Consider the following 21440-nt stretch of genomic DNA (forward strand, 5'->3'; position numbering starts at 1 on the left):
ACATAAATCTTATCGCTTTTCCAACCGAATAAATCCCCTAAATCCAGTAGTAATTGCAGTTGCAGAAAAACATTAAAGCACCTGAAGCATTGGTTTCATCGGCGCGAAAATCGGTAAAGCCTCTGAACCCGAATTTTGTCGAGACAATCTGAAAAGGCAAATCCCACACAGGCGTGATCTGGATACCGTATTTGTTGCTGACGCTATCGTCTTTATTAGGAGAATGACATTTTTTGTGTTTTCCATCGTTTACTGCTTTTTTCCCAGTTTCATTTGTTTCAGATAATGCACGATATCCTTGGCATCATCAGGCGTAATGATGTTCTCAAACGATGGCATTTTCGTGCCGGCTCTATACTCAGCCGCATTGCGTATGAATCCGGCCAGTTCCTGTTCCTTAAAATATTCGGTAATGTTTTTCGGGATATTCAGTTCCGGACCGACCTCACCTCCGGCAAGATTGACCGAGTGGCAGCGAATGCAGTAGCGGCTGAACAATTTAAAACCATTTTTAGTCCGGTCATCGGTTTTGGCGGGCGCGGCGGCGCCGAAATAAGACTTGGTGGGCTGCAGCGACAGCGAAACCAATTGAAATGGCCAGGGAAATCGCCACTCGTCCAGTCCTTTTTTTGGCCAGACCAGGTAAAACGGTGACGGCGTGATAGTTTGCTTGCCGAATTTAAATTCCAGCCATTTTTTGGGCTCGGCGGCATTGTCCTTGAAAGCGATAAAGCCCTTTTCGTCCATGGCATCCTGATAAGCCATGGACACATTATAGCCATCGGCCGCTGTAAACACGACAACCAGCTCATCGTCTTTTAATGAAGGCGGCACGGGAATTTTGTTCAGGATTGCCGACAGCGAATAAGCTTCGTATTCCTTCGCTGACTTGTAAACAGGATCATGGCTGATTTTTACCGTTTCCGATTTAGGCAGTTGCGCGGGATCGGCTTTAAGCAGATTAAAATTCGGCCAGTCAGCAGTCGGGCTTACCTGGGGCAATGCTAGTAACAATACAAAGCTGAGTAATTGTCTTATGCCTGTCATGTCAGAGTCTCTTTTTTTGTTTTTGTTAAGCGGGTCTTTCCGGAAGAAATGGTCTGATTGTTTTAAATCATATCACCGAGCTTTTTACATCACCATGATAGAGGCGTAATGGAGCTGTTCTTAATAAGATCAGGCCCGCGGACAATAATTTGTTTCTCTTCCCGCACATCCATTAATATTTTTATCAGTTTGTTTTCATCGAGCGGCTTGGTTAAATAAAAATCGAATCCGGCTTTCAGTGCTTCCGTTATCTTATGTTCATCGGCATAAGCACTGATAGCGGCAATTTTTAGCGGATTATGCTGACTTCTTATAACTTTCACCAACTCCAGGCCGGTCATGACAGGCATATTGAGATCTATGAGTGCCATCTGATAGTCCTGTTCGCTGATTAATTGCAAGGCTTCCTGGCCGTTCATGGCAGAATCGACGACACAACCATACTGCTCAAGCATATTAGCCAGTAACAGCAAATTGATCTCGCTATCATCGGCAATCAAAACGCGCATAGCGGTATTTCTTTCGGTCTTCACCTGTTGATCAGGGATTGCGCCATACTGATTTCTAGTACTGATCGGCAGCGGCAGTGAAACTGAAAAAATACTACCTTTGCCGGGCTGACTGGTGACAGTGATTTCCCCTCCCATAAAATCAACCAGTTCGCGGGTAATGGCCAAGCCGAGACCCACGCCTTCCCTGACAAAGTCAGAAGCATTGATTTGCACAAAAGGAGAAAAAATCTGCTCCAGATCCTTTTGGGCAATTCCACAGCCTGTGTCCCCAACAGAGACAACCAGATTTCCGTTATGGTAGCTTGAATTGATGCTTACGCTGCCATAGTCTGTGTATTTGATGGCATTGCTGAGCAAGTTGACAAGGATTTGCCGGATGCGTGTTTCATCACCTTTCAAATATTGGGGGCTGACTTCATTGTTGACAATTAAAGTCAGGTTTTTTTCATCGGCTTGCAGCTTGAAAACATCAACCAGATTGTCCAGCAATAACTCAAAGTCAAAATTGCCGATATCAATCTTAATTTTATTGGATTCAATCGCCGAAATATCGAGAATATCGCTAATCAGCGTCAGAAGATTATCGCTGCATTGTTTAATGATATTGACGTGCTTTTTAACATCCTCAGGCAGGGATGATCGCTTCTGCAACAGTTGTGTAAAGCCTAATATGCCATTCAACGGGGTGCGCAACTCATGGCTGATATTGGCCAGAAACTGGTTTTTGGCATTATTGGCCGTTTCGGCAGCATTTTTTGCCTGCAGTAATGCTGCCGTCCGTTCCTCGATAATGGATTCGGTCCGAAAATAACGTCCTGTTAGTATTAAAAGACCGACGCCGAGCAAGCTGGTAAATAGCAATCCACTGACTAAAACCCACCACATGGGCCAGTAAATGCGCGAATTTTCCAAAACCGAGTTATGGTAAAAGCTCAATCGCCACTGGTGGTCGGCGACAGAGAATGCGTATTCTTCGGAAGCTTTGTTGGTGGATTGGTCGCCAGCATTGGAAAAAATGATTTTTTTCTGGTTCTCTGCGCCTTTAGACGTGCTGACAGTAAAAAAGCTGTCTGCCGTGTTCAATTCGTTGAATGATTCGCGCACCAGTTCATCAATAGAAATCCTTGTTACAATAGCCCCTCGCAGTAGTTTTTCATTGTTTTTTGCTTTGTTGAAAACCGGCATTACCAGTATGACCTTATCGCCTTCGACTGAGAGATAGCCAAATTCGGAAGAGGTAAAATCCCCCTTCAGCAAATGATTTGGATTTGCCGAGAATACCTGCTGATCGTTTGAATAGTCGGTAATTCGCTTATTAAGTATGGATGTGAATTCAATGTTGCCAATTCCTGCCGACAAATGGCTTATCCATGTCAGCGATTCTATCTCTTTAAAAGGAGACAACGCCTGCTTGGTAAACAATATGAACTCCTGATTTTCAACATTATCGGAACCCATGAAAAAAATCCGGACGCTGTTAATGGCGTGCAGATCGCCATCAATACGATTTTTTAAGGCCTGAGATAGCGTGATGACCTGATTTTTGAATTTTTGCTGACGCTGTTGCTGATCTATTTCTTGCATATACAAGAAAAATACAATAACTAATGCGTTTGCCAAAACAAGCGGTATGCCTACTGAAGCCAGGCGCTTGCGCCATATATGTTTCGGCTGCGCAAAAATGATCAATGTCAACGGGGTGAATACCAGCACGCCCATGGTATCGCCAACCCACCAGCTAATCCAATTGACGGGAATCTCGGATGCCGAAATAATACCGTCCAGGCTCATGGCGATCATGGCTATGGTTGGCGGTAACAGACAACTTAAGGGGCCACCCAGCAACATGAAAAGCACAATGCTTTTATCCTCAACTAGCGGATTTGGAAAGCCGACAAAGCGTTTTATCAGATAGGTGCCGGCAAGAGCACATGACACAGCCCCCAAACCGGTTACCGCATATACAATCAGTGATTCTTCCTTAAAACCAAAGGCCCACGCACTGATACAGAAATTGCCTATGAATATACCGGGCCAGATCCGCTTGCCCAACAGGAGCATTGCCGCCAGGGAAATACCGGAAGGCGGCCATAGTGCGCCGGCATTACTGGGCGGAACTTTAAGCATTTGGCCTAATAAACCAGAAACAAAATAGGCTCCGGCAATAAGCCCGATTAAAAATAGATATTTTGATGTACGGATCATTGCAAAACCGAAAGTCATATTCTGATTATTAACAACGTAAAAATGGTTTTGTTTACGTTACGCCCTATTTTTTTAATAGCATAACTGAGTAAAAGTAGCATAACTGAATAAAGGTGCCTAAATAGCTGCTAACAAGAAAAATGCCATTAAGGTAAAATAGTTCTTATCCCATCACACTGACCCGCAATATATAAGGTCCCCTAAGCGAGGCCTCTCGGAATAAACTACATGTTGAGAATCACTGAACTTAAACTCCCGCTCGATCATCCGGAAAGTATGATCAAAACCGCCATTCTCGATCGGCTTGGCCTCAGTGCAGAACATTTAATTAATTATACGATATTTCGTCGCGGCATTGATGCCCGCAATCGGGATTCAATTTTCCTTATTTATACTATCGATGTTGAAACCGACAATGAGCAGGGTATCCTGAAACGCTTGCATGATGATCCGCATATTTCCTTAACACCGGACACTACTTATCGCTTTGTAACCCGGGCGCCCATGGATTTGTCCAGTCGGCCCGTTGTAATCGGCACCGGCCCCTGCGGACTGTTTGCAGCTTTAATTCTGGCCCAAATGGGTTTTCGACCCGTCATTCTGGAGCGCGGCAAAGAGGTTCGCGAGCGCACTAAGGATACTTTCGGCCTCTGGCGCAAAAGCGTATTCAATCCTGAATCGAATGTTCAGTTCGGCGAAGGCGGCGCCGGCACTTTTTCCGACGGCAAACTTCATACCCAGATCAAGGACCCTAATCATTACGGCCGCAAGGTGCTGACAGAGTTCGTGAAAGCCGGCGCGCCTGCTGAAATTCTCTATGTCAGCAAACCGCATATCGGCACCTTCAAACTGGTATCGATGGTAGAACAGATGCGCGCGACCATCGAGTCATTGGGCGGCGAAATACGCTTTCAAAGCCGCGTGGACGACATTGACATCGACAACGGACAGGTGCGCGGCGTCAAACTCGCCAACGGCGAAACAATTCGCTGCGATCACATCGTGCTGGCCGTCGGCCACAGCGCACGGGATACCTTCAAAGTGCTTTATGATCGCGGCGTTTATATTGAAGCCAAGCCCTTTTCCATCGGCTTTCGCATCGAGCACCCTCAATCGCTGATCGATGCCTGTCGTTTTGGCAAAAATGCGGGGCACCCCATGCTCGGCGCCGCCGATTACAAACTGGTTCATCACTGCCGCAACGGACGCTCCGTTTACAGTTTCTGCATGTGTCCCGGAGGCACGGTGGTAGCCGCCACATCCGAGACGGGCCATGTCGTGACCAATGGCATGAGCCAGTATTCGCGCAATGAGCGCAATGCCAACAGCGGCATTGTTGTCGGCATTACGCCGGATGATTATCCGGACCATCCGCTGGCCGGAATCGAGCTCCAGCGCCGACTGGAAGCCCATGCCTTTGAGTTGGGCGGAAAAACCTATGAAGCGCCGGGACAGCTGGTGGGCGATTTCCTGGCCCAGCGACCCTCGGTTGCGCTGGGCAGCGTGCAACCCTCCTATACGCCGGGCGTGCATTTATGCGATCTAAGCTCCGCCCTGCCCGATTACGCCATAGAGGCGATACGCGAAGCCATACCGGCTTTCGACAAAAAAATAAAGGGATTTGCCATGCACGATGCAGTGTTGACCGGCGTTGAGACACGAACGTCATCCCCCGTGCGCATCAAACGCAACGCCGACTATCAAAGCCTGAATACCAAAGGGTTGTATCCGGCGGGAGAAGGTGCGGGCTATGCGGGCGGCATTCTTTCCGCCGCCGTGGACGGCATCAAGATAGCCGAAGCTGTGGCTTTGGACATAGTCCGAAACCAGGAAAAATAACTTAAAAGGTCGGCAGGGTATGGGGTGCGAGCCGTATATAACGCACCCTATTTGAACTATTTTGATCGCTTGGTAGTATTAAATACAAATGAGGAAACAATGCCGCGCTTGTCAAACCGAATGAGAAGATCTTCCGTGCTGGCATCATCGAACAGACTGTATTGGTAAATGCCATAGGTCCAGGTTCTCAAGCCATTTTCCATGCCGGTCCTCCAGGGATTGCCGAAAGTGGCGCGAATATCATTCTGAGTCGTTTCGCCTATCCTGATAGTTGAAACCTGGCCAGCCGGAAACTCATGCCCGACAGTGGCGCATCCTGCAGCAGATGAAAGAAACATAACCATAATCAGGCCTCTGAGCGTTTTTCTCAATAGTCCGGAAGAAACTGCTGTATATAAAATGTCAATCTTCATCATTAGCATTATTAACTTTAAAAAATAAGTTATCCTGATATTAAAATGAAAATCTGTCAAATTTACTGCTTATATATGTGAATAAATGCATCTTTTTTATACATGCACGCTATAAAGAAAGAAAAATAAATGGCTCTTATTGGATTCCAGGGAGATACCCAACCATTGCTGAAAGCTTGAATTTGAGGTTCAGTATCCCCAGATAGGACGGATGATTACCTTACCTCAACTATTAGACAATGCCAAATGCTTTGAAACGATTCGCGTCCTGCGCTGGCCGGATAAAGTCTCTTGTCCCCATTGCGGCTCAGAAGCCATAATCAAGCAGGGCAAGGATGATACCCAGTCTGAAAGGCAGCGTTACAGCTGCAAGGCCTGTCAGCGCAAATTCGACGATTTAACCGGTACGATTTTCGCGGGTCACCATCAACCCTTGAAGATCTGGGTGCTGTGCTTGTATTTTATGGGCTTGAACTTATCGAACGCGCAGATTGCCCGTGAGCTGGATTTAAATGAAACGGACGTTCAGCCAATGACCCAGCAGTTGCGGTCAGGGATCGTCAGCAAAAGACCAGTGGTGGTGCTGGAAGGCGAAGTCGAATGCGACGAAGTTTATGTGGTAGCCGGGCATAAAGGCCAACCGGAAGCCGTAAAAAAAAGGCCGAAAAGGTCGGCGTAACCGCTTAAAAGGTGCGCGTGGACGCGGTACGCTGGCCAAGGAAAAGCCGCCGATATTGGGCATGATTCAACGCGGCGGACCAGTGGTCATTCAGATGCTGGACAATGTTCAGCAAACGACCATCCAGCCTGTGATTCAAAGCACCATAGCGCCGGGTACGCTCATTTACACCGATGAATATGCGATTTATGACCGCCTGGAGTCATGGGGATACGCGCGAAAAAGCGTTTGCCATGGTGCCGGGGAATATGCGCGCGATGAGGACGGTGATGGGTTTTATGAAGTGCATGTGAACACAATGGAAGGGTTTTGGTCGCTGCTGCGTTCCTGGTTACGCCCGCATCGCGGGATTTCTCAAGCGCATCTGCCCATTTATTTAGGCTTTTTCGAGTTTGTCCATAACGCCAGAAAACGCGGTAAAGCGTTATTAAGTTCTCTGTTGGAGCTGATTATCAGCTAACTCCCTGGAATCCATTATGAGCCAAATAAATAAGCTTATGCATGGATTTGGTTTTAATTTAAACTTCGCCAATAAATTTCCTTATACATGAAAGTATTACACTATCTCCAAAAAACGGGTCGTAATTTGATTATCGCGGACGCACCTTAATCTGGAATATCTCATTAACCCAGCAGTATTTAGATTATTTTTAATGGCTATCAGGCTCTCATCAGATATAAAACTTTTCAGTACCTTGACAAAAAAATCCCGCCGCCTGCAAAACAGAAACTTACGGTCATTGCCACTAAGGCTCATGCTACGGAATATAACGCTTTATCTGCTGCTGACTTTTCTGGTTACATCTATCGCATTCTGCGCATTATTACGCTGGTTACCCGCACCCACATCGACATTCATGCTCTACCGGCATTTTGAAGATTTAATCGATGATCAAACGTTTAAAGCTATCGACTATACCTGGGTCAGTTCGGAAAAGATTTCCTCCAACGCTTCGGCGGCCGTTATCGCTGCTGAAGATCAGCGTTTTTTCCAGCATTCCGGATTTGATCTGGATTCCATACAGTCTTCAATTGATGTCTATATGGAGGGCGGCAGACTGAGGGGGGCAAGCACGATTTCCCAGCAGGTGGCTAAAAATTTATTCCTGACTCCGGCAAAAAGTTTTTTTCGTAAAGGACTGGAAGTCTGGTTTACGCTGTTAATTGAAATAATGTGGAGCAAAGAACGAATACTGGTCATGTATCTGAACATAGCCGAATTCGGCGATCATTTATTCGGCATAGAAGCCGCCAGTCGCCACTATTTCGGCATTTCCGCAAAACAGCTTAACCGCTCTCAGGCCGCGCTGCTGGCGGCCACTTTGCCCAACCCGATAACGCTGCGCGCAAACCGCCCGTCGAATTATGTACTCAAGCGGCAATACTGGATTCTCAAGCAAATGCGGAATCTTGGCTATCATCATATAAAAAACGGGTAATGTTATTAACCATATAACGGGCGCAATACAATAAATTTCAACCAAATCTGGCATTAACCGCCTGATCAAATTAAAATAGAGGGTTTCTTATTGAGCTTGAATTAATCTCACTCAATAAATATACCGAGGCACCCATTCCTGACGGATTATTAATGACTGATTATAAACTGACCCACCTCAAACAGCTGGAAGCTGAAAGTATTCATATTATTCGTGAAGTAGCCGCCGAATTCGAACGCCCGGTGATGTTGTATTCCATCGGCAAGGACTCCGCCGTCATGTTGCATCTGACCATGAAGGCATTTTATCCCGGCAAGCCGCCCTTCCCTTTGATGCACGTCGACACGACCTGGAAATTCAGGGAGATGATCGAATTTCGCGACCGCATGGTTAAAGATCTCGGTCTTGAGCTGCTGGTTCATGTCAACCAGGACGGTGTCGATCAGGGTATCGGGCCTTTTACCCATGGCAGTAAAAAACACACCGATGTCATGAAAACCGAAGGCCTGAAGCAGGCGCTGAATAAATATCGCTTTGATGCCGCTTTCGGCGGTGCCCGGCGCGACGAGGAAAAATCCCGTGCGAAAGAACGCGTTTATTCCTTCCGTGATAAAAATCATCGCTGGGATCCAAAAAATCAGCGCCCTGAGTTATGGAATATCTATAACGGCAAAATCGACAAGGGCGAAAGCATTCGCGTGTTCCCGCTTTCCAACTGGACCGAGCTGGATATCTGGCAATACATTCATCTGGAAAACATCCCGATTGTGCCGCTGTATTTCGCCAAGGAACGCCCCGTCGTCAACAAGGACGGCATGCTGATCATGGTCGACGACGACCGCATGCCGATCGACCCGAACGACAAGGTGGAAATGAAAATGGTCCGCTTCCGCACCTTAGGCTGCTACCCGCTGACAGGCGCTGTCGAATCGACCGCCACCACACTGCCTGAAATCATTCAGGAAATGCTATTGACCACAACCTCTGAACGCCAGGGACGACTGATCGACCACGACCAGGCCGGTTCCATGGAGCAGAAAAAGCGCGAAGGGTATTTTTAACAACACCCGCCACTGCAACCAATAACAGGAATTCAGAGAAACAATACTATGTCACACCAATCAGATTTAATCAGCACCGACATCAACGCTTATCTGGCGCAACATGAGCGCAAGGAATTATTGCGCTTTTTGACCTGCGGCAATGTCGACGACGGCAAAAGCACACTGATAGGCCGCCTGCTGCATGATTCCAAAATGATCTATGAGGATCAGCTGGCCGCGGTTCAGGCCGACAGCGTCAAATCCGGCACTACAGGCGCCGGCAAAATCGATCTGGCCCTGCTGGTTGACGGCTTGCAGGCGGAACGCGAACAGGGCATCACAATTGATGTCGCTTACCGCTATTTTTCCACCGCCACACGCAAATTTATCATTGCCGATACGCCGGGACACGAGCAGTACACGCGCAACATGGCTACGGGCGCCTCGACCTGCGATCTGGCCGTCATTCTGATCGATGCGCGCTATTGCGTGCAGACCCAGACCAAACGCCACAGCTTTATCGCTTCGTTGCTGGGTATCAGGCACATCATCGTCGCGGTCAATAAAATGGACCTGGTCGGCTATAGCGAAGAAACCTTCAATAACATCAAGGCCGATTATCTGGCGTTTACCCGAACGCTGGATCTGCATGACATCACCTTTATCCCGCTGTCGGCGCTGGACGGCGACAACGTGGTCAACAGCAGCGACAACATGCCCTGGTTTACCGGCGTGCCGATGATGGAAGCGCTGAATACCATTGAAATCGCCAATGACCGCAATTTCGACGATGCACGCTTCCCGGTCCAGTACGTCAACCGCCCCAACCTCGACTTCCGCGGTTTCTGCGGCACGGTGGCGTCGGGCATTTTCCGCAAAGGCGACCGCATTACTGCCTTGCCTTCAGGTAAAAGCAGCAAAATCAAAGCCATCGTAACTTACGACGGCGACCTCGACCAGGCCTTTCCTCCCATGGCCGTAACCTTGACCCTGGAAGATGAGATCGACATCAGCCGCGGCGACATGATTGTCGGTGAGGAAAAGGCGCCCGCAACGGTTGCGGATAAATTCAAAGCGAGCATCGTCTGGATGGCCGAACAGGCCATGACGCCGGGCCGTCAGTATATTATCAAGCTGGCCACCCGCAGCGTGCCCGGCTCCATCTCGATGATTCATCACCGCATCGATGTGAATACCCTGGAACATCATGACGCGAGCGAGTTGAAACTCAACGAGATCGGTTCCTGCACGGTTTCAGTCAATGCGCCCGTGGTATTCGACCCCTACAAGCGCACTAAAGGCACCGGCTCATTCATCATTATCGATCGCCTGACCAACGGTACGGTCGGCGCCGGCATGATCACAGGCCATACGGAAGATGAAATTCAACAGCCGGTCAGCGTGGCGGAACGGGCGGCTCGATTCAGCCAGACGGCCACGACTATCGCCCTGACCGGCGCAAACGGCAAGGAAATGGCTTATCAACTGGAACGGAAATTATTCGACAACGGCCACGCCACGACCGTTCTGGAAACCGAGGATGCGGCGCCGCTTATTCAGGCTGTCAAAAATGCCGGATTGATCTGTCTATGCGTGAACAGCAATGCCGAAGTGTCTGATATGGCTTTTGATAGTGATAAATTATCTATTGATGCTATTTACGCGGCTTTAAAAACTCAAAAAATTATTTATTAATCAATATAAGCAAAGAGGCGCATATGCGCCTCTTTCATTGTTCATTTATCATTGCCAACTGTAGTACGCATCGCGTACCTTCTCAAAGTCCTGATGAGACGATAGAAGAGTAGTACGCGATGCGTACCCTACAACTACAACTGCATATCATGTAGGTTCAGGATTATTCCGGCTCGCCTTTTCAACAGCAACCTCCAGCGCATCATCCACCTTTTCCAGCCAGACAAACTGGAGCTGATCACGGACCGCTTCCGGTATTTCCTCAAAATCCCTTTTATTGCGTGCAGGCAGCATGACCGTTTTGATCCCGGCGCGCGCCGCGGCAATGACTTTTTCCTTGATGCCGCCGACCGGCAGAACCAGTCCGCGCAAACTGATTTCACCGGTCATAGCCACATCGTTTTGCACGATTCTCTCGGAAAATGCCGAATACAAAGCTATGAACATTGCCACGCCGGCACTGGGGCCGTCCTTAGGAATAGCGCCGGCAGGCACATGCACATGAATATCCGTCTTTTCAAACAGTTCCCGCCCCAGACCGAACTCGCCCGCCCGGAATTTGACCAGACTCAATGCCGCCTGGGCACTTTCTTTCATCACGTCACCGAGCTGTCCGGTCAAGATCAGTTTTCCGGATCCGGGTATGCGGGTCGCTTCGATAAACAGGATATCGCCGCCGACGGGCGTCCAGGCAAGCCCTGTCGCAACACCAGGCACACTGGTGCGCATGGCCACATCGCTTTCAAATTTTCTCGCCCCCAAAATGGCCGGGATTTGCTCGGCATCGATCTGTTCCTGAACCACGTTGCCTTCGGCAATGTTCATGGCAACATGACGGAACACAGCGCCTATTTCGCGTTCGAGGTTCCGGCAGCCGGCTTCACGCGTGTACTCCTGAATGATGATCCGTATGGCCCGATCGGTAATGGTGCATTGCTCAGGCTTTAAACCATTCGCCTCCAACTGCCTGCCGACCAGGTAGCGCTTGGCGATCTGCTCCTTTTCATCAGCCGTATAGCCGGATAGCTCTATCACTTCCATGCGATCGCGCAGGGCGATAGGAATATTGTCCAGGACATTGGCCGTTCCGATAAACAGGACATGGCTCAGATCAAACTGCACCGCCAGATAATTATCGCGAAAAGTCGAATTCTGTTCCGGGTCAAGCACTTCCAGCAGTGCCGCGGAAGGATCGCCCTGAAAACCCGCGCCGATCTTGTCCATTTCATCGAGCATAAACACGGGGTTATTGGTGCCGGCCTTACGAATGGACTGAATGATTATGCCCGGCAGCGCGCCCAGATAAGTGCGCCGGTGCCCTCGAATTTCGGCCTCATCATGCAGACCGCCCAAACTGGTTCGTACGAATTCGCGCCCTATCGCACGGGCAATACTGCGGCCTAGGGAAGTCTTACCGACGCCCGGAGGCCCTACGAAACAAAGAATCGGGCTCTTGCCTTCCGGATTCAGCTTGCGCACGGCCAGATATTCCAGAATACGCTGCTTGATCTTGTCCAGCCCGTAATGATCTTCATTAAGAATGTCACGCGCCCTGTTAATATCGATATCGCCTGTGCTGGAAACTGACCAGGGTATTTCTATCAGCCAGTCCAGATAGGTGCGCAACATGGAATACTCGCCGGCCGCCTCCGGCATTTGCCGCAGGCGATTCAGTTCCTTGCGGGCATGTTTTTCCACTTCCTCAGGCATTTTGGCTGCCGTGATGGCGTTGTTTATTTCCTCAATCTCGACAAATCCTTCCTCGCCCTCGCCCAGTTCCTTCTGTATGGCTTTCATTTGCTCTCTCAGAACAAACTCTCGTTGGCGCTGCCCCATTGTTTCCTGGGTCTGCTCATTGATTTGATGGGAGAGTTTCAATACTTCAATCCGATAATTGAGCATCTCCAGTATTCTGTCGATGCGTTTCTGGACATCGAATAGCCCCAGTATCTGCTGTTTCTCCTCGGATTTTGTAATTAGATAGCTGGAAATCAGATCCGCCAGCATAGGGGGCGAATTGATCAATTGAATGGCGCTAACCAGTTCATCGGGAACTTGTTTTGATAAATTCAGCACTTCCAGTGCTTTGTTTTTAAGCGTTACAACGCGAGCCTCGATATCCTTCGTTGTTTCGTCGGATTCCTGATAAGCCTCCCAGCGCGCCACCAGAAAGGGATAACCCGGCAGGAATTCCTTTACCCGGAAACGCTGAATGCCTTGGCAAACGATATGGTGGTTACCGTCGGGCGCTGTCAGATAACGCAATACTTCCGCCACAGTACCGACCGTATACAGGTCATTGGGCATAGGATCCTCATCCTTGTCATCCCGGCGCAACAGCAATCCGATCGACCTTTCGGTGCGAACCGCGTACTGCACGGCAGCAATCGATTGCTTACGGCCAATCACCAACGGCAGGACGACCTGAGGGAACAGCACAGTGCCGAGCATGGGCACAATGACTAAGGCGTCACTGGGAATGGATATGTTGGAGGAATCATCCTGAGCTTGTTGGATTGTGGCCGAATCCTCTTCGGACTCGCTCTTTGAACCCAGAATTAAATTCTTAAGGTCCTTGATCCGCATATGTAATCATCCTATTTTCCGCAGTGAAATTAACAGGCAGCCATTCGAGAACTCGTGCGCACTTAATTTAAAGTGCCCTTCAGGGAGTTCAATGCTCCGTTCAAATCGACCGTAGGGAATCTCCAATCGCTGAATCTCTGCCCCGACATCTACCGGCAAATAGCGCCGTCCGCCTACGATTAAGTGGCCCTCCTCAAGTGATACACTGATATGCTCCGGCTCAACTCCGGGCAACGCGACCATAATTTTGAATTCATCCAGGGTTTCATAAATGTCGATCGGCGGCTCCCACGCCCGATGTTTGACTTGCATGGCAACGGGCCGGAAAAACTGCCGATGCAGTCGCTCTGCCCGATCCAGCACTTTGCAGGCTTCCGCCCACATTGATAATTCAAAATTACGTAATGGCATAATGTCTTAAATTCAGATAGTCGGTTATACATGCTATGTGAAGTAAAACAAATAGACCACCATAGCACGGGTATGTTTCACTCAGGGTGTGACAGAAGGACGAAATCAGAAAAACAATTTATTCGTCTATTAACATCAGATTTCAAGATTGCAGATTTATTCAAAGTATTCGCGCGCTTTGAAGTGCCTGAGCCATGATTATTTTTTAGTTATATCCGATAAATAACGACAGGGTAATCAGTAACATTACTTAGGTAAGTACATGTATATCATGATATTTTTTTTCATCGTAGTATCGAATGTTATTATGAAAAACCTACTGATGAAAGCAAAGTAAAGCCATGCCGCCTTCTTGGGAACATTTTGCACATGAAGCCGATATGGGCATACGCGGAATTGCGCCAACCCTCGAACAGGCGTTCGAACAGGCGGCACTGGCCATGACGGCAGTCATTACCGATCCCGCCAAGGTTCTGCCTTCGGAAGCGATTCCGATACACTGTTCAGAACCCGACAACGAGTTTCTGTTTCTGGACTGGATCAATGAACTGATTTACGCCATGGCTGTTCGCCGCCTGTTGTTCAACCGGTTTCAGGTGTCCATCAATGACGGGGAATTAACGGCAACGGCCTTCGGCGAAGCCATTGATCGGCAAAAACACCAGCCTGCCGTGGAAATCAAAGGCGCAACACTTACCGAGCTTCATGTTTATCAACAACCGGACGGCTTATGGGTTGCCCAATGCGTCGTCGACGTTTAAAGGATACTCATGGATACTTCTCAATTCATACAGCACGATGAAACCCGCTGGGAAATTCCGGCTCAAGGCCCCATGCGCGTTCCGGCGATCATTTATGCCGATGAACAGTTGCTGCGCAATATGGACCAGAAAGTCTATGAACAGATCACCAACGTGGCCGCATTGCCGGGCATTGTCGAAGCGGCCTATGCGATGCCCGATGCGCACTGGGGTTACGGCTTCCCTATCGGTGGCGTCGCCGCCTTCGATCCGGCACTGGGAGGCGTCGTTTCGGCCGGCGGCGTAGGATTTGATATTTCCTGCGGCGTGCGCACCTTGCTGACCGACCTTGTCATGGCCGATCTACAGCCTCATAAGCAGCAGCTGGCGGATGAACTCTACCGCACCGTCCCGGCCGGTGTCGGCAGCACCGGGCGCATCCACCTGAATCATGACGACATGATTGCCATGCTGAAAGGCGGTGCCTCATGGGCCGTTGAACGGGGATTTGGGGTCGCCCGCGATCTGGAATTCATAGAAGAACGCGGCTGCATGGCCGGCGCCGAGCCCCAATATGTGTCTTCCAAAGCGCGGGAGCGGCAAAAAGACGAGATGGGCACACTGGGCTCCGGTAATCATTATCTGGAAGTGCAACGCGTCGTTGATATTTACGATCAGGCCCTGGCCAATGTTTTCCGCCTGAAACCCGATGCCGTCGTCATCACTATCCACTGCGGTTCCAGAGGACTGGGCCATCAGATCGGCACCGAGTTTCTGAAAGACATGGCCATGGCGGCGGCTCAATACCATATCTCATTGCCTGATCGGGAACTGGCCTGTGCGCCGCTGGATTCGCCATTGGGCAAACACTATCTGGGCGCCATGCGCGCCGGCATCAACTGCGCCCTGGCCAATCGCCAGATCATCACGCATTTGACCCGCAAGGCTGTGGAGACGGTATTTCCCGGCCTCCACCTCGATCTGCTGTACGATGTCTCGCACAACACCTGCAAACTGGAGCAGCATTCCATCGATGGGCAAAAAAGAAATCTGTTCGTTCATCGTAAAGGCGCCACCCGCGCTTTTGGCCCAGGCCACCCCGACTTGCCGCCGGAATACCGCCATGTCGGACAGCCGGTGCTGATAGGCGGATCGATGGGAACCAGTTCGTATGTACTCTGCGGGACAAGCGACAGTGAACAGCGTTCATTCAGCTCGGCCTGTCATGGCGCAGGCCGAGCCATGAGCCGTCACCAGGCGACCCAGCAATGGCGCGGCCGAGCATTGGTTGATGAACTGGCAAACCAGGGCATCATTATCCGCAGCGCATCGATGCGCGGCATCGCCGAAGAGGCGCCTCTGGCTTATAAAGACGTCCATGCCGTCATCGATGTAGCGGACCGTGCCGGCCTGGCGAAAAAAGTAGCCCGGCTGGAGCCCGTTATTTGCATAAAAGGTTAATCGTGTGTCGCGCTTTTATATAGGCACCAGCGGTTGGAATTATCAAGAATGGCAGGATAGTTTTTACACCGGCATTGGCCGCAAGGACCGCTTGAGATTCTATGCAGAGCGGCTGCCCGCCGTGGAAATCAACGGGACTTTTTATCGTTTGCAAACTCCCGACACTTTTAAAAAATGGGCCGATGAAACGCCGGCAACCTTCAGATTCGCTATCAAAGCCAATCGCTATCTGACTCATCACAAGAAATTAGTCGATCCGGCCGCGTCGGTGCTGATTGAGAAAAGCCATGCCGAAGCGCTGAAAGAAAAACTGGCTGTCGTGCTCTGGCAGTTGCCCGGCCTGGTCAAAAAAGATCGGGTCAAGCTACAGCAGTTTATTGCCGCTTTACTGCAATGGCAGAGCGTACGTCACACTGTGGAATTCAGGCACCGCTCCTGGTTTGATGACGAAACGGCACATTATCTGGCTGAAGCCGGCATTGCTGTCTGCCTGTCCGATGCCGAGGCCTGGCCTATGTGGGATCGCGTTACCACGGATCTTGTTTACATTCGCCTGCATGGCCATACGCAAACCTATGTATCCAGTTACAGCACGCCGGAATTGATGCAGTGGGTCGAGCGTATCGAGCAGTGGCTAAGGCAGGGCAAACAAGTGCATGTTTATTTTGATAATACGGCTAAGGGTGCAGCCCCCCACAATGCGCTTGAGTTGCAGAAACTGCTTCGGAACAGGATGTAGGGTACGCATCGCGTACCACTTTTCTACAGTGCGTTAAACCTCAAAACGGTACGCGATGCGTACCCTACATTGGATTGTGCCTGTCCGGTTGATGAGAGGAACTCGTATTCCGCCCTTCGACCAACGGCACGAAAGCGACGCTGAGAACATCCTGAGTTTCGATTTTTCCATCCGGTTTTTTCTCCACAACCATCAGTTCCTGAGCGCTGTAAGGCAGGCCTAAAGGAATGACCAAGCGGGCGCCTGTGTGCAATTGATCAATCAGGGACTGCGGGATATGCGGCGCCGCAGCCGTGACTATGATGCCGTCGTAAGGCGCATGCTCCGGCCAGCCCAGGTTGCCATCACCGGTGCGAATCTCTACATTGTTATAGCCCAGTTCATGCAGATGGGTACGCGCCATTGTCGCCAGCTCCTCAACGACTTCGATGCTGTAGACCTGCCTGACCAACTTCGAAAGGATGGCTGCCTGATAGCCTGAACCCGTACCAATTTCCAGCACAACGTCGGAGGGCTTCGTGTCCAGCAAATCGCTCATCAAGGCGACAATGTAGGGTTGCGATATCGTCTGTCCAAAACCTATCGGTACGGGGCCATTCTGGTAGGCGTATTCGCGCAAAGCCTTGGGTATGAATTTGTGCCTCGGCACCTGCTTCATGGCGGCCATGACGCGATCGCTCAATGCCGCCTTGCCGATCATACTGCGGGTTAACTTGACCTCCCATTCAATGTCCGACAGCATTTGCCGCATCTCTTTCATTTGTCATGCCCTCGCTATTTGTGCTCGTCAATGCAGGCGAAAACGACGGCCCGTAACTCATGCCAGCAGCCCGGCATGAGCGGGAATACGCGCCGTCCCTATCATTCCGTATCATGATAAGAATGGCGCGGCTTGTGCCAAGCATCGAAATCCAGTGTAGGTATGAAGAAGCTTATACCGCATTATTGAAAGCCATATAATTCGAATGACTACTTACGCGGTTATCTTTGATTCAGCGGTTTTGAATGGGGAGGATCAGCTCAAAAAGATCGGTTGATGAAATGCAATTTCAAGCTGACTTAAATTTATGGAAAGCAATGCTCCCTTGATCATGGAAATTGCACCGAGGCTTTTGTTTTTAAATGAATATGTTTTTAAATGAATAAGGCTATTTATCGTAAACGTGACCGTCCACAGTTGTTCTCGTCGAGGACCGGGAGCGGATTAACTCAATTCGCTTCATGCGATGTGCGGTTAAAAATCGAAATCAAGGTCAAAGTCATCAAATTCGCCGAGTTGTTCTTTTAATTTTTTTTTCTCCCAATACATTTCAATTTTTCTACGCGCGGCCATCTTTTTGGCTACCTTGTCATTTTCAACCGGCATCATGATGTAATCCTCGCTTAAATCGAAATCCTCGATATCCAGGTCAATTTCACCTTTGGCTTCATTGGCCTCGGATTCCGGCGCGGATTTATCCGGAGTGGCGTCATCTAACAGAGGTTTATCCGATTCAGCTTGAGATGCTTTTATATTCATTTTTTAACCAACCATAAAAAATTGTTTTTAGTGTTTACAACAATGCCTGAAACGCAAAATTATACAAGCATCATATTAAAAATGTTACTCGAACGAGAGATGATCATTGTAGTCTGAAACAATGAATAAACTATGTAAACAGACTGGATCAAAAACGCTCCGCTTTCGAGTGGCCGTTACTTATATCGTATTTGTGCGCGCAACATAATTAGTAAATGTACTTAAGTCAATACCCTGTTATTTATTGCCGGGACGCGATTGCTCAGTCACGTTATTAAAGGCAATATAGAAACAGTAAGATACCAGTGATAGATGCCTGTTTATCCGGGTCCAATAATTCAAAACCCGGTATTATTTTGGTCGCAATAGCCGCTAAAGGATCAGATCATGGAATTTCCAGATGGCATTCCTCCCCTCTTGATTGAATTTGCCCTGACCGTGGCATTCTCTTTTGTCGTCGGTCTGGAATTTCGCCGTTACCAGCGCACGAACCAGTATAAGTTCCATTTCGGCAGCACGCGAACCTTTGTTCTGATCGGCTTATTGGGATTCATTCTTTATACCATTGATACCACGCATGTGTTGTTTGGCATCGGCCTGTTTCTGCTCGGGAGCATGCTGCTGATCTATTACTGGCGGTTATCCTCGAAAGAAATGCTGTCGCTGTTCAGCGTTCTGCTGGCTCTTTTGATTTATCTGACTGGGCCTATTGTCAGCATTTTCCCCAGATGGTTTCTGATACTTTTTATCGTATTGCTGGTTTTAATACTCAGCGAGAAGCCGCTGATTCATCGCATCTCCGATAAACTGGCCAGTGAAGAAATCGTAACCCTGGCCAAGTTCCTTGTTATTTCCGGCGTTATTTTGCCATTGCTGCCGGATGAGCCCATCGCACCGGTAATGCCCGTTACCTATGACAAGATCTGGCTGGCGGTGATCATCGTTTCCGGTTTCTCTTACCTGAGCTATCTGGTCAACACTTATTTTTTCAAGAGCCGCAGTCTGATGATAACCGGTGTTTTGGGCGGACTTTATTCCAGCACCGTCGCTACCGTTGTTATCGGGCGCCGTGCTCATCACCTGGCGGAAGCCGCGCCCTTCGTTTCATCGGCACTGATTATGGCAACCGCCATGATGTATATCCGATTGCTGATCATTATTTTACTTTTTGCCCCGGTTGCCGGTCAGCGCCTGCTGGCTCCGTTTCTTGCAGCCATTCTATTGTCTATCTGCACTGTCTTTGCCTTGCTTCGTTTCAAGGCTGATTCATCGCAACCGTCCGAGGTGAACATTATTGAACACCCGCTGGAACTATCAACCGCCATTGTGTTCGCGCTATCGTTTATGATCTTTACTTCCATCACGCAGTTCGTAACCAGCAATTATGGCGGTCGCGGCCTGAATTTTCTGTCTATCATCGTCGGTTTTACCGATATTGATCCTTTTATTCTGTCGTTGCTCAGCGGCGAATTTACCGTTTCCGATTCGGCCATTGTTTCCGCCGTAATACTGGCAAGCGGCAGCAATAACCTGCTGAAGGCGATTTATGCCGTCGTCCTCGCGCGTAACCGCTCGGTGAGGGCGGCGGCTGTCTGGCTGATATTTTTATTTGCGGTTTCGATTTTGTATGCGTTTAAGATCAATGCGTGATTTGATACACACTGTATAAAAACACCACGAAGAGCACGAACAACTGCATGGACGGGAAATGATCCTGTCATTTCTCTGCATTCGCCCCATCCACGGGGCTTATGCAGGAGCTATTGCCGAGGACGCGAAGAAATATAAACTTCGTGTCCTTCGCGCTCTTCGTGGTAAAAATTCCTTACTTGATAGCAGCATCAGCCAACAAGAATAAACTTGTGTTTATAAGAAAATCGCCAAAAATTCCGCGCACCGTCTGGACCCTGGGCTACGTCAGCCTGTTCATGGATTTGTCTTCGGAACTGGTCCACAGCATATTGCCGGTATTTCTGGTTACTGTGCTGGGCGCCAATGCGCTGACTGTCGGCTTTATTGAAGGCATTGCCGAGGCGGCCGCGCTGATCGTAAAAATATTTTCAGGCGCACTGAGCGATTTTTTTAACCGCCGGAAATGGCTTATTCTGGCTGGCTACGGCATGGCAGCGCTTACCAAGCCTTTGTTTCCTCTTGCAAGCTCCGTGGAAACCGTATTCACAGCGCGCTTTCTGGACAGAATCGGCAAGGGCATTCGGGGCGCACCGCGCGATGCCCTGATTGCCGATGTAGCGCCTTCAGACATTCGCGGCGCCTGTTTTGGCCTCCGCCAATCCATGGACACGGTCGGCGCGGTTCTCGGCCCTCTTGCAGCCATAGTGTTGTTATATCTTTACCACGGCGACATGAAGACGGTCTTGTGGTTTGCCGTTGTGCCCGCGGCAATCACGATTATTTTAATCATGGCCGGCGTCAGGGAACCCCGCCGCTAAAGCCAGGCCGCGCCAATTCCGCTCACCCTTGCGGCTGACTTTTCTGAAGGCTTTTTCCAAACACTACTGGTGGGTTGTCGTGATAGGCGCCGTCTTTACGCTGACCCGGTTCAGCGAGGCATTTCTGGTACTGCGAGCCGAGCAAATGGGCCTGTCTATCACCTGGATTCCCCTGGTCATGGTCGTGATGAGCCTATTCTATGCGCTATCGGCTTATCCCGCCGGCGTTTTATCGGACCATGTGAGCAAGAGCTACTTGCTGGCCGCGGGCCTTGTTCTGCTGGCTTTGGCTGATCTGATACTTGCCCGCGCCGATTCGTCTCTTGCAGTCATGTGCGGCGTCGCTTTATGGGGACTGCATATGGGATTTACGCAAGGCATTCTGGCGACGATGGTTGCCAATGTCACGCCTCAGGAATTGAAAGGGACGGCATTCGGACTGTTCAATTTTGTAACCGGCCTGTTCATGCTGCTGGCCAGCGTCATTGCCGGATGGCTATGGGACCGTTATGGCGCGGATATGACGTTCTATGCCGGCGCGGTGTTTTCGGTGCTGGCAATGTTGCTGCTGGTATTCCATAAAAACCATAAACGGGCAGCACCTTAAGCCTGGGAGAAAACAGCGCTCGGCTTTACCGTGTATGGCAGGTTGATTAACTGAT

Annotated in this window: 19 protein-coding genes; 12 read left to right on the forward strand and 7 right to left on the reverse strand. The window is 49.6% G+C overall.

Annotated elements, in window-relative coordinates; translation table 11 throughout:
* Nucleotides 1-249: 249 nt before the first annotated feature.
* Together METLU_RS0108115 and METLU_RS0108120 are read right to left on the reverse strand one after the other, a co-directional pair.
* Nucleotides 250-1047 carry a c-type cytochrome gene (locus METLU_RS0108115; protein WP_027157782.1) on the reverse strand — a complete coding sequence of 266 codons (798 nt, stop codon included), beginning with the start codon at nt 1045-1047 and terminating at the stop codon, nt 250-252.
* An 89-nt stretch (nt 1048-1136) separates the two neighbouring features.
* Nucleotides 1137-3782, reverse strand: a complete 2646-nt coding sequence (locus METLU_RS0108120; protein ID WP_269209198.1) for an ATP-binding protein — start codon at nt 3780-3782, stop codon at nt 1137-1139.
* A 210-nt stretch (nt 3783-3992) separates the two neighbouring features.
* Between METLU_RS0108120 and METLU_RS0108125 the strand changes: the two genes are divergently transcribed.
* Entirely contained in the window at nt 3993-5603 is a 1611-nt protein-coding gene (locus METLU_RS0108125; RefSeq protein ID WP_027157784.1) for an NAD(P)/FAD-dependent oxidoreductase, read from the forward strand.
* A gap of 56 nt (nt 5604-5659) precedes the next feature.
* Here METLU_RS0108125 and bamE read toward each other — a convergent pair whose 3' ends face one another.
* On the reverse strand, nt 5660-5941 hold the full coding sequence (gene bamE / locus METLU_RS0108130) for an outer membrane protein assembly factor BamE domain-containing protein (protein ID WP_331271265.1): 282 nt from the start codon (nt 5939-5941) through the stop codon (nt 5660-5662).
* Nucleotides 5942-6227: 286 nt separating this feature from the next.
* Between bamE and METLU_RS28310 the strand changes: the two genes are divergently transcribed.
* The 5 genes from METLU_RS28310 to cysN all read left to right on the forward strand — a co-directional run bounded on the left by METLU_RS28310 (nt 6228) and on the right by cysN (nt 10872).
* The gene (locus tag METLU_RS28310) at nt 6228-6695 is read left to right on the forward strand and encodes an IS1/IS1595 family N-terminal zinc-binding domain-containing protein (protein WP_231383518.1); all 468 of its coding nucleotides are present in this window, start codon (nt 6228-6230) and stop codon (nt 6693-6695) included.
* Nucleotides 6696-6726: 31 nt separating this feature from the next.
* Nucleotides 6727-7155, forward strand: coding sequence for an IS1595 family transposase (locus tag METLU_RS28315; RefSeq protein WP_231383524.1), 429 nt, complete (start codon nt 6727-6729; stop codon nt 7153-7155).
* Nucleotides 7156-7450: 295 nt separating this feature from the next.
* Nucleotides 7451-8134, forward strand: coding sequence for a monofunctional biosynthetic peptidoglycan transglycosylase (gene mtgA / locus METLU_RS0108150; RefSeq protein WP_027157787.1), 684 nt, complete (start codon nt 7451-7453; stop codon nt 8132-8134).
* Between the two features lie 152 nt (nt 8135-8286).
* Entirely contained in the window at nt 8287-9195 is a 909-nt protein-coding gene (gene cysD, locus METLU_RS0108155; RefSeq protein WP_027157788.1) for a sulfate adenylyltransferase subunit CysD, read from the forward strand.
* Between the two features lie 48 nt (nt 9196-9243).
* Entirely contained in the window at nt 9244-10872 is a 1629-nt protein-coding gene (gene cysN / locus METLU_RS0108160; protein WP_027157789.1) for a sulfate adenylyltransferase subunit CysN, read from the forward strand.
* A gap of 147 nt (nt 10873-11019) precedes the next feature.
* Here the strand turns inward: cysN and lon are convergent, their stop codons facing one another.
* Both lon and METLU_RS0108170 read right to left on the reverse strand, forming a co-directional pair.
* The gene (lon, locus tag METLU_RS0108165; RefSeq protein WP_027157790.1) at nt 11020-13458 is read right to left on the reverse strand and encodes an endopeptidase La; all 2439 of its coding nucleotides are present in this window, start codon (nt 13456-13458) and stop codon (nt 11020-11022) included.
* A 6-nt stretch (nt 13459-13464) separates the two neighbouring features.
* Nucleotides 13465-13869: an Hsp20/alpha crystallin family protein gene (locus METLU_RS0108170; RefSeq protein ID WP_027157791.1), complete on the reverse strand. Its 405-nt coding sequence runs from the start codon at nt 13867-13869 to the stop codon at nt 13465-13467.
* A 341-nt stretch (nt 13870-14210) separates the two neighbouring features.
* Here METLU_RS0108170 and METLU_RS0108175 point away from each other — a divergent pair, with 341 nt between their 5' ends.
* From METLU_RS0108175 to METLU_RS0108185, 3 genes are read left to right on the forward strand one after another with little or no spacing between them, the layout of a single operon-like run.
* Entirely contained in the window at nt 14211-14630 is a 420-nt protein-coding gene (locus METLU_RS0108175; protein ID WP_027157792.1) for an archease, read from the forward strand.
* A gap of 9 nt (nt 14631-14639) precedes the next feature.
* Nucleotides 14640-16070, forward strand: coding sequence for an RtcB family protein (locus tag METLU_RS0108180; protein WP_027157793.1), 1431 nt, complete (start codon nt 14640-14642; stop codon nt 16068-16070).
* A 4-nt stretch (nt 16071-16074) separates the two neighbouring features.
* Entirely contained in the window at nt 16075-16809 is a 735-nt protein-coding gene (locus METLU_RS0108185) for a DUF72 domain-containing protein (protein ID WP_027157794.1), read from the forward strand.
* A 64-nt stretch (nt 16810-16873) separates the two neighbouring features.
* On the opposite strand, the gene METLU_RS0108190 is transcribed toward METLU_RS0108185, so the two are convergent.
* Entirely contained in the window at nt 16874-17569 is a 696-nt protein-coding gene (locus METLU_RS0108190; protein ID WP_027157795.1) for a protein-L-isoaspartate(D-aspartate) O-methyltransferase, read from the reverse strand.
* A 474-nt stretch (nt 17570-18043) separates the two neighbouring features.
* Nucleotides 18044-18328 (reverse strand): PA3496 family putative envelope integrity protein, encoded by a 285-nt coding sequence (locus METLU_RS0108195; protein ID WP_027157796.1) that lies wholly within the window; start codon nt 18326-18328, stop codon nt 18044-18046.
* Between the two features lie 387 nt (nt 18329-18715).
* Here METLU_RS0108195 and METLU_RS0108200 point away from each other — a divergent pair, with 387 nt between their 5' ends.
* The 3 genes from METLU_RS0108200 to METLU_RS28945 all read left to right on the forward strand — a co-directional run bounded on the left by METLU_RS0108200 (nt 18716) and on the right by METLU_RS28945 (nt 21385).
* The gene (locus METLU_RS0108200; RefSeq protein ID WP_027157797.1) at nt 18716-19978 is read left to right on the forward strand and encodes an MgtC/SapB family protein; all 1263 of its coding nucleotides are present in this window, start codon (nt 18716-18718) and stop codon (nt 19976-19978) included.
* A gap of 212 nt (nt 19979-20190) precedes the next feature.
* The gene (locus METLU_RS28940) at nt 20191-20778 is read left to right on the forward strand and encodes an MFS transporter (protein WP_269209200.1); all 588 of its coding nucleotides are present in this window, start codon (nt 20191-20193) and stop codon (nt 20776-20778) included.
* 28 nt (nt 20779-20806) lie between these two features.
* Complete coding sequence (locus tag METLU_RS28945; protein WP_269209201.1) at nt 20807-21385, forward strand: MFS transporter; 579 nt, start codon at nt 20807-20809, stop codon at nt 21383-21385.
* Nucleotides 21386-21440: the final 55 nt, after the last annotated feature.

This window comes from Methylobacter luteus IMV-B-3098, assembly GCF_000427625.1.
In the GTDB taxonomy this organism is placed as follows: Bacteria; Pseudomonadota; Gammaproteobacteria; order Methylococcales; family Methylomonadaceae; genus Methylobacter; species Methylobacter luteus.

Coding starts and splice junctions, on each gene's coding strand:
- METLU_RS0108190 (WP_027157795.1), bottom strand. CDS start 17,569: ATGAAAGAGATGCGGCAAATGCTGTCGGACATTGAATGGGAGGTCAAG.
- METLU_RS0108175 (WP_027157792.1), top strand. CDS start 14,211: ATGCCGCCTTCTTGGGAACATTTTGCACATGAAGCCGATATGGGCATA.
- METLU_RS0108125 (WP_027157784.1), top strand. CDS start 3,993: ATGTTGAGAATCACTGAACTTAAACTCCCGCTCGATCATCCGGAAAGT.
- METLU_RS28310 (WP_231383518.1), top strand. CDS start 6,228: ATGATTACCTTACCTCAACTATTAGACAATGCCAAATGCTTTGAAACG.
- bamE (WP_331271265.1), bottom strand. CDS start 5,941: ATGTTTCTTTCATCTGCTGCAGGATGCGCCACTGTCGGGCATGAGTTT.
- METLU_RS0108180 (WP_027157793.1), top strand. CDS start 14,640: ATGGATACTTCTCAATTCATACAGCACGATGAAACCCGCTGGGAAATT.
- mtgA (WP_027157787.1), top strand. CDS start 7,451: ATGCTACGGAATATAACGCTTTATCTGCTGCTGACTTTTCTGGTTACA.
- METLU_RS0108120 (WP_269209198.1), bottom strand. CDS start 3,782: ATGACTTTCGGTTTTGCAATGATCCGTACATCAAAATATCTATTTTTA.
- cysN (WP_027157789.1), top strand. CDS start 9,244: ATGTCACACCAATCAGATTTAATCAGCACCGACATCAACGCTTATCTG.
- cysD (WP_027157788.1), top strand. CDS start 8,287: ATGACTGATTATAAACTGACCCACCTCAAACAGCTGGAAGCTGAAAGT.
- METLU_RS0108170 (WP_027157791.1), bottom strand. CDS start 13,869: ATGCCATTACGTAATTTTGAATTATCAATGTGGGCGGAAGCCTGCAAA.
- METLU_RS0108200 (WP_027157797.1), top strand. CDS start 18,716: ATGGAATTTCCAGATGGCATTCCTCCCCTCTTGATTGAATTTGCCCTG.
- lon (WP_027157790.1), bottom strand. CDS start 13,458: ATGCGGATCAAGGACCTTAAGAATTTAATTCTGGGTTCAAAGAGCGAG.
- METLU_RS0108195 (WP_027157796.1), bottom strand. CDS start 18,328: ATGAATATAAAAGCATCTCAAGCTGAATCGGATAAACCTCTGTTAGAT.
- METLU_RS0108115 (WP_027157782.1), bottom strand. CDS start 1,047: ATGACAGGCATAAGACAATTACTCAGCTTTGTATTGTTACTAGCATTG.